Source organism: Pseudomonas sp. G3-19 (assembly GCF_054855875.1).
Genome location: NZ_JBMPIQ010000003.1, coordinates 2688960 through 2701217 on the forward strand (window position 1 = coordinate 2688960; position 12258 = coordinate 2701217).

Annotated in this window: 13 protein-coding genes and 1 pseudogene; 5 read left to right on the forward strand and 9 right to left on the reverse strand. The window is 60.3% G+C overall.

What is annotated here, in order from left to right; genetic code table 11:
* Positions 1 to 134: 134 nt before the first annotated feature.
* Positions 135 to 1007: a LysR family transcriptional regulator gene (locus tag ACOYXI_RS12410; protein ID WP_134787159.1), complete on the reverse strand. Its 873-nt coding sequence runs from the start codon at positions 1005 to 1007 to the stop codon at positions 135 to 137.
* 122 nt (positions 1008 to 1129) lie between these two features.
* On the opposite strand from ACOYXI_RS12410, the gene ACOYXI_RS12415 reads away from it, so the two are divergent.
* The 3 genes from ACOYXI_RS12415 to ACOYXI_RS12425 all read left to right on the forward strand — a co-directional run bounded on the left by ACOYXI_RS12415 (position 1130) and on the right by ACOYXI_RS12425 (position 3836).
* Positions 1130 to 1570: a PACE efflux transporter gene (locus tag ACOYXI_RS12415; RefSeq protein WP_202368821.1), complete on the forward strand. Its 441-nt coding sequence runs from the start codon at positions 1130 to 1132 to the stop codon at positions 1568 to 1570.
* A gap of 125 nt (positions 1571 to 1695) precedes the next feature.
* Positions 1696 to 3120: an MFS transporter gene (locus ACOYXI_RS12420; protein ID WP_461674897.1), complete on the forward strand. Its 1425-nt coding sequence runs from the start codon at positions 1696 to 1698 to the stop codon at positions 3118 to 3120.
* A gap of 155 nt (positions 3121 to 3275) precedes the next feature.
* Positions 3276 to 3836, forward strand: a complete 561-nt coding sequence (locus ACOYXI_RS12425; RefSeq protein ID WP_097086278.1) for a hypothetical protein — start codon at positions 3276 to 3278, stop codon at positions 3834 to 3836.
* A 126-nt stretch (positions 3837 to 3962) separates the two neighbouring features.
* On the opposite strand, the gene ACOYXI_RS12430 is transcribed toward ACOYXI_RS12425, so the two are convergent.
* From ACOYXI_RS12430 to ACOYXI_RS12440, 3 genes and pseudogenes are all read right to left on the reverse strand, one after another.
* Positions 3963 to 4502, reverse strand: a complete 540-nt coding sequence (locus ACOYXI_RS12430) for a methyl-accepting chemotaxis protein (RefSeq protein WP_256214240.1) — start codon at positions 4500 to 4502, stop codon at positions 3963 to 3965.
* Positions 4503 to 4505: 3 nt separating this feature from the next.
* Positions 4506 to 5339, reverse strand: a pseudogene (locus tag ACOYXI_RS12435) (PAS domain-containing protein); the annotation flags it as partial.
* 348 nt (positions 5340 to 5687) lie between these two features.
* The gene (locus ACOYXI_RS12440; protein ID WP_139054347.1) at positions 5688 to 6578 is read right to left on the reverse strand and encodes a LysR family transcriptional regulator; all 891 of its coding nucleotides are present in this window, start codon (positions 6576 to 6578) and stop codon (positions 5688 to 5690) included.
* Between the two features lie 99 nt (positions 6579 to 6677).
* Between ACOYXI_RS12440 and gstA the strand changes: the two genes are divergently transcribed.
* Positions 6678 to 7271 carry a glutathione transferase GstA gene (gene gstA, locus ACOYXI_RS12445; protein ID WP_461674898.1) on the forward strand — a complete coding sequence of 198 codons (594 nt, stop codon included), beginning with the start codon at positions 6678 to 6680 and terminating at the stop codon, positions 7269 to 7271.
* A gap of 125 nt (positions 7272 to 7396) precedes the next feature.
* On the opposite strand, the gene ACOYXI_RS12450 is transcribed toward gstA, so the two are convergent.
* The 4 genes from ACOYXI_RS12450 to ACOYXI_RS12465 all read right to left on the reverse strand — a co-directional run bounded on the left by ACOYXI_RS12450 (position 7397) and on the right by ACOYXI_RS12465 (position 10949).
* Complete coding sequence (locus ACOYXI_RS12450; protein WP_098965226.1) at positions 7397 to 8410, reverse strand: ABC transporter substrate-binding protein; 1014 nt, start codon at positions 8408 to 8410, stop codon at positions 7397 to 7399.
* Positions 8407 to 8934, reverse strand: coding sequence for a sigma-70 family RNA polymerase sigma factor (locus ACOYXI_RS12455; RefSeq protein ID WP_461674899.1), 528 nt, complete (start codon positions 8932 to 8934; stop codon positions 8407 to 8409). Before ACOYXI_RS12455 ends, ACOYXI_RS12450 begins: the two co-directional genes overlap by 4 nt.
* Before the next feature lie 124 nt (positions 8935 to 9058).
* Entirely contained in the window at positions 9059 to 9850 is a 792-nt protein-coding gene (locus ACOYXI_RS12460) for a phosphate/phosphite/phosphonate ABC transporter substrate-binding protein (protein ID WP_098965229.1), read from the reverse strand.
* A 157-nt stretch (positions 9851 to 10007) separates the two neighbouring features.
* The gene (locus tag ACOYXI_RS12465) at positions 10008 to 10949 is read right to left on the reverse strand and encodes a fatty acid desaturase (protein WP_461674900.1); all 942 of its coding nucleotides are present in this window, start codon (positions 10947 to 10949) and stop codon (positions 10008 to 10010) included.
* A 324-nt stretch (positions 10950 to 11273) separates the two neighbouring features.
* Between ACOYXI_RS12465 and ACOYXI_RS12470 the strand changes: the two genes are divergently transcribed.
* A complete protein-coding gene (locus ACOYXI_RS12470) occupies positions 11274 to 11684 on the forward strand; it encodes a GNAT family N-acetyltransferase (RefSeq protein WP_134787165.1) in 411 nt (136 codons plus the stop codon).
* A gap of 32 nt (positions 11685 to 11716) precedes the next feature.
* On the opposite strand, the gene def is transcribed toward ACOYXI_RS12470, so the two are convergent.
* A complete protein-coding gene (gene def / locus ACOYXI_RS12475; protein WP_003227403.1) occupies positions 11717 to 12256 on the reverse strand; it encodes a peptide deformylase in 540 nt (179 codons plus the stop codon).
* Between the last annotated feature and the right edge of the window lie 2 nt (positions 12257 to 12258).

The window sequence follows — 12258 nt, forward strand, 5'->3', positions numbered from 1 at the left end:
CAAGGATCGCCTGCACACTGCAAAATCCTGTGGGAGCGGGCTTGCTCGCGAAAGCGGTGGATCAGTCAGCACATACTTTTCTGACACACCGCCTTCGCGAGCAAGCCCGCTCCCACAGGAGATCTGTGTTGGGCTCAGTGGCTGAGCAGTTCGACGAGCGCCAGCGCGCCCTTCTGCAGCGGCTGGCTCTTGAGCCACACCGCGTGCACCGGCAGTACCAGGCCGTTTTCGATGTTGCGAAAATTCAGTCGCTTCAAGCGCCCGCTGTCCAGCCACGGCTGCACCACCGACAACGGGAAATTGCCCCAGCCCAGCCCTGCCTCGACCATCTCCAGCGCAGTCTCCAGGGTGTCGGTGCGCCAATGCGATTCGGCCACCAGCGGCCGGGTTTCGCTGATCGGCAAGTCGCGACTGGCGACGAAGATCTGCCGCACATGCACCAGGTCTTCGAGAAACAGATCCTGCCCCTGCAACAACGGACTGTCCGCCGCGAGCGTGGCGATCATCCGTTCGCTGCCGACAAACTGAAAACGCTCCAGCACGTTCATGCTCAACCCGGCAAACGCCAGACACACGCTGACGCGGCCACTGTGCAGCATCGCCAGCACATCGTCCTGCGGCGCGGTCAGTACCTCAATGTCGAGCAACGGATGACGCTCGGCAATCACCTTGATCGCGGCGAGCAAGCGGCGCCGGTCGATGTCCGCCACCACGCCAATCGACAGCTTGCTCTCCAGCCCCAGGGACAACTCCACCGCGTGCACCTGCAGTTGCTTAAGCTGCTCGGCAATCAGCCGCGCGTGGGGCACCAGTGACAGCGCCATCGCTGTCGGCTGCGGTTCGCGGTGGCTGCGATCGAACAAGGCATAGCCAAGCTCCGCCTCAAGGTTGCCGATGCCCATGCTGACCGCGGAAGGTACCCGGCCCAAAGCGCGGGCGGCTGCAGAGAAGGAGCCGCGCTCAATCACGGCGAGGAACAGTTCGATGCTGTCGCTGTTGAAATTCACTTCATCTACCTATCACCAAAACTGAAAGCTACTGACTTTTTCTGTCACGCCTATTGAAGCTATCTTTCGCCGTCTTCGCCAGTCTCGCTGGCCAACACGTTGCAAGAAAGAGGCAAATCCCCATGCAAGGCGTCAAACGCAAACTGGTCTACGTGTCGCTTTATGAAGTGATCGGCATGACCTTCTCCGCCCTCGGCCTGGCGCTGTTGTCCGGCACGTCGCCCGGCAGCACAGGCCCGCTGGCAGTGATCATTACTACCATCGCGGTGACCTGGAATTTCATCTACACCTCGCTGTTCGAGCACTGGGAAAGCCGCCAGAAGTCGCGCACCCGCACGGTCAAACGGCGAATCGCCCACGCCGTGGGTTTTCAACTGACGCTGATCGTGTTCCTGATTCCGCTGATCGCCTGGTGGATGAACATCAGTCTGGTGCAGGCATTCCTGCTGGATCTGGCACTGATCATCTTCATCCCGTGCTACACGTTTGCCTTCAACTGGCTGTTCGATCGCGTCTTCGGCTTGCCGGCCTCGGCGCTGCCCGATTCGACCGCTGCGGCATAAATCGTTAATTGGTAAGCAGTTATTGCAAGAAATCGGCGGTTCTCCGGGGCTAACCGCCGAAATTCACAATCCGCGAACTCCGATAGCAGGCTAATCTTTTCCATCAATAAAAAATGGATCCGCAGATGACTGCTCACGCCCCCGCCGCCGCGCAAAGCGACGGCATCGACCCGATACGCGCCGCCGAGATTTCCGCCCGCATCGACCGCCTGCCCTCCGTCGCCACCATCTGGCGACTGGTGGCGCTGTTGTCGATTGGTGGTTTCTTCGAACTCTACGATTTGTTCCAGACCGCCTACATCAGTCCGGGGCTGATCCGTGACGGGATCTTCGCCACCGGCAATCAGGGCGTGTTCGGCTTCTCCGATCAGGCAGCGTTCGCGTCGGCGACCTTCCTCGGCCTGTTCCTCGGCGCGAGCCTGCTCAGCCCGTTGGCCGATCGATTCGGCCGTCGCGCGATCTTCACCTTTGCGCTGGTCTGGTACACCGTGGCCACGGTGCTGATGGGCATTCAAAGCTCGGCGTTGGGGATCATCTGCATGCGCTTTCTGGTGGGCATCGGCCTCGGTATCGAGCTGGTGACCATCGACGCCTACCTCTCGGAACTGGTGCCCAAACGCATGCGCAGTTCGGCGTTTGCCTTCGCCTTTTTCGTGCAGTTTCTCTCGGTGCCGGCGGTGGCACTCATGTCCTGGTGGCTGGTGCCGCAGGCGCCGTTCGGTGTGTCCGGCTGGCGTTGGGTGGTGTTGGCGAGTGCGGTGTTTGCGCTGTTCATCTGGTGGCTGCGCAAGCGTCTGCCGGAGTCGCCACGCTGGCTGGCGCAGCATGGGCGTTTCGATGAAGCGAACAGGATTCTCGACGACATCGAAGCCCGCTGCGAGAAGGATCACCGCCAACCGCTGGATGCCCCCGAAGCCGTCGCGGTGGATGTCGAAGGCAAGGGTCGCTTCGCCGACATCTGGCAGCCGCCATATCGGCGCCGGGCATTGATGCTGATCGTGTTTCACGTGTTCCAGGCGATCGGTTTCTTCGGTTTCGGCAACTGGCTGCCAGCGCTGCTGTCCGGCCAGGGCGTGAGCGTCACCCACAGCCTGATGTACGCGTTCATCATTACCCTCGCCTACCCGCTCGGGCCGTTGCTGTTCGTGAAGTTTGCCAACCGTTTCGAGAACAAATGGCAGATCGTCGGCTCAGCCCTCGGCGCGATGACCTTCGGCACTCTGTTCGCGTTGCAGACCAGCGCCTTCGGCCTGATCTTCTGCGGGGTGATGATCACCTTCTGCAATGCCTGGCTGAGCTTCAGTTATCACTCTTACCAGAGCGAACTGTTCCCGACCAACATCCGCGCCCGGGCGGTGGGCTTCTGTTATTCGTTCAGTCGCTTGTCGACGGTGTTCAGCAGCCTGTTGATCGGGCTGTTCCTCGACAACTTCGGCACGCCCGGGGTGCTCGCGTTCATCGTCAGCAGCATGCTGATCGTGATGCTGACCATCGGCTGGTTCGGCCCGCGCACGCGCAATCTGGCGCTGGAAAACATTGCCCACCGCTGAGGCTACACGGTCATCCTCTGCCGCCCGACGGCAAGGGATGACCGCTTTGTTGCACATGCAAGATCACTAGCACGTTGAAACAAAAGAACTTTCTTTAAAGGCACGCTAATTGCTCGGATATGCCCGTCAGCAATTATCCAAAGGTCTCCATCATGATGTTGGTCAGTGCCAAACAGCAGCAGCTCATCCACCTGCCCAAGCGGCTGGCGGATGACGCGACCACGACCGCCGCTGCCGGTCTGCAAAGCGGCCTGCACGGCGCCATGCTGCAATCGCTGCAGAACCAGGCCCAGTCGCAGGCGACCGACGCGACCTCCAAGGTTGAGGATTCGGCCACGCAGATCGCCACCCAGCAAGTGGCCGCCGCCACGCGCATCAGCGATAACGTCGACGAAGCCTTCGCCAAGACCCGTGTCGGCCTGCAAACCACCGACGCCACAGCGGCCGGCACCACCACCGGGACCTCGGCCACCGACGCGTTCAAGGACTACATGAGCAAGTCGCCGGAACAGCGCCTGCGCGACAGTATCCTTCAGAGCATGGGCATCACCGAAGACGACATCAAAGCCATGCCGCCGGAGAAACAACTGGCCATCGGCAAAGAGATCGCCGAGCGTCTGCAGGACAAGATGAAGCTGGCGCAAGCGGAAAAAGACAACGTCAATGACGTCAAGGACAGCGACAAACTGGCGGACAAGTTTCTCGCGGCGCTGTGATCTGAAAGTTGCTTAGGAACCAATGTAGGAGTGAGCCTGCTCGCGATAGCGATACATCAGTTACTTATCCAGTGACTGACGCACCGCAATCGCGAGCAGGCTCACTCCTACCGTTGTTGATGGGTGTCAGTTCAGCTGCAACGTCGCATTGAACTGCCCGATCGCATCCACCACATGCCGCGATCCTTGCTGAATTTCGAGAATCACCTCCCCCGCCTCATTCGCCAGTTCCACACCCAGCCCGGTGCGGCTCAGGCTCGACTGCATGCTCGACACCGCGCTCAGCGACAGGTCATGGTTTTTGCGTACCACTTCGACAATCTCCAGGGTCGCCTGACTGGTGCGTGCCGCGAGACTGCGCACCTCGTCCGCCACCACCGCAAAACCGCGTCCGTGTTCACCGGCTCGCGCCGCTTCGATGGCCGCGTTGAGCGCCAGCAGGTTGGTCTGGTCGGCGATGCCGCGGATGGTCTGGACGATGGTGCCGATGATGTCCGACTGCTTGCTGACCGCATCGATGCTCAGCGCCGCCTCATTTAGGTCGCGGGAAATGTCCTGAATGATCTGCACCGTCTGCTGCACCACCTGTGAGCCCTTTTGCGCGCAGGCGTCGTTTTGTACCGAGGTGCTGTGGGCCGATTCCGCGGCGTTCTGCAAGGTAGTCATCTGCTGGGTGATGTCGCTGGCGAACTTCACCACTTTGTACAAACGGCCCTTGGTGTCGAACAGCGGGTTGTACGAGGCTTCGAGATAAACCATCTGTCCGGACTTGTTCTTGCGCTCGAAACGGTGCGAGTGATATTCGCCGCGATTGAGCGATGCCCAGAATGCCTTGTATTGCGCCGACTCGGATTCGGAACGGTGACAGAACATGCTGTGGTGATGGCCAACGATTTCGTTGAGCGAGTACTGCATGGTTTTCAGAAAGTTGTCGTTGGCGGTAATCGCGTTGCCGTCCGGGGTGAACTCGATCACCGCCATCGAACGGCTGATCGCCGCCAGCATGCTTTCTTCTTCGTGCTCTTTGTTGACCCGGGCGGTGATGTCCGAGGCCACTTTGATGACACTTTTGACTTGTTTGTCCGGGCCGTACACCGGCATGTAACTGGCTTCCAGCCAGATCTCCTTGCCGGACTTGTTCAAGCGCAGAAACGTGCCGCTGATCGGCTCACCCCGGGCCAGGTCGCGCCACAATTTGGCGTACTCCTCGCTGCGGTAAAACGCTTCTTCGCAAAAGATACGATGATGTTTGCCGCGCACTTCCTCGGCGCTATAACCCATGGTCTTGCAGAAGTTTTCGTTGGCATCCAGAACAATGCCTTCGGGGGTAAATTCGATCATCGCCATCGAACGGCTGATCGCTTCGAGCTTGGCGTTGGCTTCGGTCAAGGCGCAGCTGAAACGCTCGATTTCCTGCAGGTCAGCCTTGTGATGTAGGTTGAACATGGTTGTATCACCTTCCGCGCGGTCTTTTGATTTGATGAAAGTCAGGTCTTTCAGCATCCACCACTACGTTCCACAGAACAGGCACACGCATTCCTCCACGGGAGGAAGTTGTCAGGTGATAAATGATGTTTTAATCCGAGGGTCCATGCAGCAACGCTCTAATCAAGACATCCTTCTCTTGATAGCCCAGCAGCGGGCCAGCCCTAACGTGCAGAAAACTTCCATGTACAACTGCTCCTTGTTGGTTCAGTGTCCGGTGCCTTGGGTTGCGCACTCTGGCAGCGTTGAAATCACGGCTAACAGATGACGGTCGACATAGTTAGTTACAGCTAGCATAGCCAGCGCCATGCCGTGCGCAAGGCCACTAGTCGGCCAGTATCTGGCACTTTTTGCACAAGAAACGGTTCAGCGAGCTGTCGCGACTGCCGTCTCCGCCACCAGATCCAGCAATGCCTGCACCGTCGCTGACGGCGTCTGCCCCGAAGGCAGCACCAGCGAAAACACCCGTTCGATACGTGGCTGCAAGGCAATCACGCGCAAGCCCTGACGCTCGGCCGGCAAGGTCATTTCCGGCACCAGGGTCACGCCGAGATTTTCCCGCACCAACGTGAAGGCGCTGCTCCATTCGCGCACCTCGACCCGCACGTCCTGCAACTGCAACCCGGCTTCAGCGGCGAGGCTGCGGGCGTTGGTCGAGCAACCGCCGGTGGCCAGCACAAAGGGCAGCGCCGTCAGTTCTTGCAGGCTGACGCCCTGCTCGATCCCCCGCAGCGCCAAAGGGTGCCCTGCCGGCACGACCGCCACCCATTCATCACGGCCCAACGGCCCGGCATTGCGCTCGGGCGCCGGGTTGAGCACCACACCAACATCCACCAGACCGGCCGCCAGCAAGGTTTCCACCTCGTCGTCGCTGACCTCCAGCGCCACCACTTCGATCCCCGGATACAGCCGATTGAACTGGCGCAACAGCGGCGGCAGAAAACTCGCCAGCACCATGGGAAAACTCGCCAGACGAATTGTCCCGCGCAGCATCGGGCGCACGCTGTCGACGGTCTGGCGAATGGTCTCTAGGGCGCCGAGCATCAGCCGCGCCTGCTCGATCACCGGCAGGCCGATGGCGGTGGGCAAGGTCTGTCGGCTTTCGCGGCTGAACAGTTGCACGCCGAGGGTTTCCTCCATCAACGCCAAAGCCTGGCTCGCGCCGGACTGGGTCATGCCGACCCGCTCGGCCGCGCGGGTGATGTTGCCGTGATCGGCGACGGCGACCACCAGCCGCCAATGCATCAGGTTCATCATGGCAGTAGCTGTCCTTATGGCTGCTTTCTGAAAGATTAATTTTACCGAAGGTGCGGCGCACTATGACACTGGCGCCAAATCCCCACCAGAGAGCTGCCGATGAAGCTGTATTACGCCCCGCAAGCCTGTTCACTGGCGCCGCACATTGTGCTGCGCGAACTGAAACTGCCCTTCGTGCTGATCCGCGTCGACAATCGCAGCAAGCGCACGGCCAGCGGCGAAGACTTTCTCGCGATCAATCCCAAGGGCTACGTCGCGGCCCTGCAACTGGACGACGGCGCGGTGCTGACCGAAGGCCCGGTGATCCTGCAATATCTGGCGGATCTTCAACCACAGTCAGGGCTGGCGCCGGCGCCCGGCAGTTTCGAACGGCTGCGTTTGCAGGAGTGGCTGAATTTCATTTCGAGCGAGATCCACGGCAGCCTCGGCGCGCTGTTCGATGAGCGGTTGCCGGCCGAGGTGATCAAGGAGAAGTTGTTCAAGCGTTTTGCGGTGTTGGTCAGGGTGCTGGAGCAGCAGGAGTATCTGTTGCCGAGCGGCTTCAGCGTGGCGGATGTGTTGCTGTTTGTGGTGTTGCGTTGGGCCGGGTTGTTCGGGATCGAACTGGCGCAGTGGCCGGCACTGGCGCGGTTTCAGGCGCGCGTCGAGCAGCGGCCGACCGTGATCGCGGCGTTGGCGGCGGAAGCGGCGTAAGTCTTTAGATCATTCGCGAGCAAGCCCGCTCCCACACTGGATTTGTGGCGTGCACGATCCCCCTGTGGGAGCGGGCTTGCTCGCGAAGGCGTCCGTTCAAACAACGCAGATCAACCGGGAGAAACTCAAAGCCCCGCCGTCACCTTGCTCGCCACCTCACCCGGCACCCACGCCCTCCACACCTGCGGCTGATCGCGTAAAAATGCTTCGGCTACCTGCCGTGGTGGCTGGCGTTTTTCGCTCATCCCGGCCAGCGTCTGGTTCAGCAGATCAATCGGCAAATCGACTTTCTCGAAGAACGACACCAGCTCCGGGTATTGCGCCTTGAACGGCGCCGACACGCCAATCGCCAGGCTGGCCGGCATCGAGCGGGTGCCCTTGGGATTCGGGTTGTTGGCATCGGCCAGGGTTTTCCAGGCTTCAGCATCGAACGGTGGCTCTTCGAGCTTCACCAGTTTGAAGCGACCGAGCAGCGGCGTCGGCGACCAGTAATAGAACAGCACCGGTTTGCCGCGTTTGATCGACGACGCCACCTCGGCATCCAGCGCCGCGCCGGAGCCGGTGCGGAAGTTGACGTAGCTGTCGGTCAGCGCATAGGCCTTGAGCTTCTGGCTGTTGACGATCTCCGAAGTCCAGCCGGTCGGGCTGTTGAGGAAGCGTCCACGGCGCGGGTCTTCCGGGTCGCGGAACACGTCCTTGTAGCGCGGCAGGTCGGCCACCGATTTCAGCTCCGGTGCCAATGGTTTGATCCCGCGCTCGGGGTCGCCCTTGATCACGTATTCCGGCACCCACCAGCCCTCGGTCGCGCCCTTGACCGTGTCGCCAAGGCCGAACACCTTGCCTTCATTGGCGGCCTTGACCCACGCCGGACTGCGCCCGGCCCATTCCTCGCCGATCACCTGAATGTCGTTTTTCGCCAGCGCCGCTTCCAGGCTGACGGTGCTGCCCGGCAGCGTGTCGGTCGGGTAGCCATAACCTTTCTCGACGATCAGGCGCAGCACTTCGGTGATGAAACTGCCGCTTTCCCAGGTGATGTCACCGAAGTGGATCGGTGCGGTTTTTTCCGCCGCCGAAACAGCGCCGACGCTCAGGCTCAGCGCCAGTAACGAATGGCCGAGCAGGGTTTTGATTGATCTCATGCGGACCTCTTGTCTGTCAGGATTTGGTTGGCGCTGTGGCGGTCGCACAGGGCTTGGGAGCGGCTCATGTAAACGCTGACCGAACGCTGAGAGATGCCCAGTTCGGCGGCGATTTGCGGATAGGTCAGGCCATCGATCCGTGCCAGCAGGAAGGTCGAACGGACCTTGCCGGGCAGGCGTTGCAGGCTGTGATCGAGGCGCTTGAGGGTCTGGCTCAGTTGCGCGAGGTCTTCAGGCGAGATAGCGACCTCGACGTCGATCTGCTGCGCATGCCGGCGCTCCAGATCCGCCCGGCGCCAGCGCTGATAAAGCAAACACTGAGCAATCGTGGTGAGCATGGCGCGGGGTTCGCGAATCGCCGTGATACTGGGCGCCTGAAGCAATTGCGCGAAGGTTTCGGCGGCTATGTCTTCCGCGCCTGCGGAGTCGTGCAGATGTCGGCTCAGGTAAGTGCACAGCCAGCGGTAATGGGCGCGGAACAGAGCGTCGAGATGATTGCGGTGAGCGGTGTCGGCGCCGGACATAAGGGCTCCTGGGTAAGGGTCGCTGAATGTCCGGTGATCCGGTGGCGCGATCGTAGCAAGGCGCCTTATGCATTAATAATATTTATATTTCATTTTTATATTCTTTTTGGAGATATAAGGCTGTTCAGCGCAAGCGGCCGTAGCCCAGCTCTTCAGCCTCACGTTGATAGTCGAGCAAGATCTGATAATCGCTTTCGCTGGCGGGCAAAACTTCAGGCAAGCCGAGGATCTGCGCCACATCAGGCAATTCACGCAACGCCTGATTCATTACCCGGCGCAACTGTTCGATCTGCTCATCCGTAGCAGTCGCGGCGGTGATAAAAGGCAAGGTCGGGCTGAGCGCAGTGCGTGCCACAACTCGCAATCCAGTGACGTCTTCAGGCGCATGCCGAGCGAGGTACGCATAGGTCACGCTGTCGATCGCCGCCAGATCAGCGCGCCCCTCACGCACCCAACGCAGACTCTCGCGGTGCGCGCCACTGATGCCGAGCGCGCCGAAGAACTGCCCGTCGCGGTGCAGCGGCGCCAGACAATGGCGCAACAGGTTCATGCCGCTGTTGGAGTCGTCACTGTTGATCACCCCGCGACTGCCGCGAAAGTCCGCCAGGGTTTCGCGCGAATCGTCAGCACGGCTGAGGATCAGGCTGCAGTGATTGCCGGCAGTGGCGTCGGGCAATTCGTAGCGCGGGCGACCGACGATGCGTACTTGACCGCGCAGCAGGGTCATCAAGGGATAGCCGCAGGTCTGGGTCAGCAGCAGATCCGGCGATAACCAAAGCTCGGGGAGCGACAGGCTTGCGGCGTTCAGGCGGGAGTGGCCGAGATGTTCGAGAATGCGTGAGATCCAGCGTTCGTTGGCCAAGCGGATGGGCTCGGGGGCGGTGTACATCAGCAGTTCGAGATGGTGTTGGGTCATACACGTTATTTCCCTGCAAATACTTACCCCTGTGGGAGCGGCGGTGCGACGATTCGACTTGCTCGCGAAAGCGGTGTGTCAGACACCAGACATGTCACTGTTCTACCGCATTCGCGAGCAAGCTCGCTCCCACAGAGGTTTTGTGGTGTTTTTGAAGTCAGTGGAAAGGATGCTGCGGACTGTCGATCGGCCTGAATCCATGCTGCCGCCACAACTGCCCATAACCCTGCACCAGAAACCCGCCACTGCGCGCCACCCACTGCTCGCGGCGCATCCGGTAGGCCGCCGGCAAGTCGTACCACGCCAGCCCCGGCAGGTCGTGATGCACCAGATGGAAGTTCAGATTCAGAAACAGCCAGCGCCACGGCCAACCGGCCTCGTTGAGCACGGTGCGCTGCTCCGGTTGAGCGTGCGGGCGGTGTTCATAGTAGGAGCGGATCATCGCGATCGACAGTACCGGCACACTGATCAGCAGCAGGTAATGCCAGACCGGCAACACGCTGAAGCGCGCGATAAACCACAGCATTAACACGCTGAACGCACCGTGGGTCAGCCACATCAACCAGGTCTGACGCTCGCGGTTTTTCAGGCGTTGCAGTTCTTCGGCAGCCAGCGCGATCAATCCCAGCGGCGCACCAATGATGAAGCGGCCGATTACGGTTTTATTCAGCCAGTGCAGGCTGCGTTCAAACAGCGAACTGCCCTGCCAGCGTGCTGCCGTAAGGTAGCGACTTTCCGGATCAATGCCGGGCACGGTCAGGTCTTCATCGCGGTGATGCAGCAGGTGGCTGTCGCGGTAGAGCGTGTACGGATACCACACCGCAAAAGGTGCGTAGCCGAGGATTTTATTGAAAAGCACCGAGCGGGTCGGATGCCCATGCAGCAATTCATGCTGAACCGACAGCCACAGCACCAGCAGCGGAATCAGCAGCAATGTGCTCAAGCCGCGACCGAGCCACTGACTGTTGATGATGATCGCGAACCAGCCGCCATACACGCCGATCAGCAGCAGCCAGGTCGGCCATTCGGTGCGAGCGGTGAAGCGCTGGCGCAGGGTTTCGATCTGCTGGCGATGGTCGGCGTCGAAGTAATTCGGCATGGCGTGGCTCGGAACGGGAATCTTCCCCTTCTGTGCAACGAAGCCGAGCAATCTTGCAGATTATTTTTGCGCTGAAACGGGAGCCCGGGGGACGGGCTCCCGAAGGACGTGATCAATGACCGAAAATATCGACCTTCTTGGCTTTCTTCTCTGCACGCTTTTCAATCGCCGTCTTCACCGGTTTCTTCTTCGCGGCTTTCTTTGAATCCATACCTTTGGACATGATGCGTACTCCACTCACAGGGATGTAGGCTCAGGTATACACCTATCGCGCGGCGCGCGTTCTTTTATAATCGGCGCTTTGCCCGCCGCCAGTCCGATCCCATGCCCGATACCCGATACGTCCTGCTCGACGAGCCTTTGTGGCCGTTGATGAACAAGTTTTACCGCAGCCACCAATCGTCGATGAAGGCGGTGCGCGATGCCCAGTTATGGGTGGCCCGTCGAGAGGACATCGTTGCCGCATTGTGCTTGCGGCCGGTGGCGGGCGGGTACTGGTTGACCGGATTGTTTGTTGATCCGGGTTGCCGTGAGCAAGGGATCGCCGGAGAGTTGATCACGGCGGCGGTGAAGGATTTGCAGGAGCCGGTGTGGCTGTTCTGTCATCCGGACTTGCGCGGGTTTTACGAGCGGCGCGGTTTCAGTTTCGATCCCGCCCTGCCCTACGCACTGGCCGAGCGGTTGAGCCGGTATGCGCGGAGCAAGCCGATGATTGCGATGGAACTGGAACCATAAAAATCAATTGTGGGATAGAGGTGTTCTCAGGATCAGTCGTCAGCCGTTGGATCGAGATCCGGGAACATCACTTCGGTAAAGCCGAACTTGCTGAAATCGGTAATCCGCGACGGATACAAGCGGCCGATCAGATGATCGCACTCGTGCTGCACTACCCGCGCATGGAAGCCTGACGCCACGCGTACGATCGGCTCGCCCTTGGGATCAAAGCCTTCGTAGCGAATCTGCTGATAACGATCCACCGCACCGCGCAGGCCGGGCACCGACAGACAGCCCTCAAAGCCCTCCTCGGTCAGCGGACTCAGCGGCGTGATCAGCGGATTGATCAGGATCGTCTGCGGCACCGCTTCGGCGTCCGGATAACGTTCGCTGTGCTCGAAACCGAAGATCACCAATTGCAGGTCGACGCCGATCTGCGGCGCGGCGAGGCCGACGCCACCGACACTTTCCATGGTCTGGAACATGTCATCGATCAGTTGCCACAGCTCGGGGCTGTCGAACATTTCCGGCGGCACCGGTGGAGCAATGCGCAGCAGGCGTTCGTCGCCCATTTTGAGGATTTCACGGATCATGG

Coding starts and splice junctions, on each gene's coding strand:
- ACOYXI_RS12420 (WP_461674897.1), top strand. CDS start 1,696: ATGACTGCTCACGCCCCCGCCGCCGCGCAAAGCGACGGCATCGACCCG.
- ACOYXI_RS12430 (WP_256214240.1), bottom strand. CDS start 4,502: ATGACTACCTTGCAGAACGCCGCGGAATCGGCCCACAGCACCTCGGTA.
- ACOYXI_RS12470 (WP_134787165.1), top strand. CDS start 11,274: ATGCCCGATACCCGATACGTCCTGCTCGACGAGCCTTTGTGGCCGTTG.
- ACOYXI_RS12460 (WP_098965229.1), bottom strand. CDS start 9,850: ATGACCCAACACCATCTCGAACTGCTGATGTACACCGCCCCCGAGCCC.
- ACOYXI_RS12465 (WP_461674900.1), bottom strand. CDS start 10,949: ATGCCGAATTACTTCGACGCCGACCATCGCCAGCAGATCGAAACCCTG.
- ACOYXI_RS12425 (WP_097086278.1), top strand. CDS start 3,276: ATGTTGGTCAGTGCCAAACAGCAGCAGCTCATCCACCTGCCCAAGCGG.
- ACOYXI_RS12450 (WP_098965226.1), bottom strand. CDS start 8,410: ATGAGATCAATCAAAACCCTGCTCGGCCATTCGTTACTGGCGCTGAGC.
- ACOYXI_RS12440 (WP_139054347.1), bottom strand. CDS start 6,578: ATGATGAACCTGATGCATTGGCGGCTGGTGGTCGCCGTCGCCGATCAC.
- ACOYXI_RS12415 (WP_202368821.1), top strand. CDS start 1,130: ATGCAAGGCGTCAAACGCAAACTGGTCTACGTGTCGCTTTATGAAGTG.
- gstA (WP_461674898.1), top strand. CDS start 6,678: ATGAAGCTGTATTACGCCCCGCAAGCCTGTTCACTGGCGCCGCACATT.
- def (WP_003227403.1), bottom strand. CDS start 12,256: ATGATCCGTGAAATCCTCAAAATGGGCGACGAACGCCTGCTGCGCATT.
- ACOYXI_RS12455 (WP_461674899.1), bottom strand. CDS start 8,934: ATGTCCGGCGCCGACACCGCTCACCGCAATCATCTCGACGCTCTGTTC.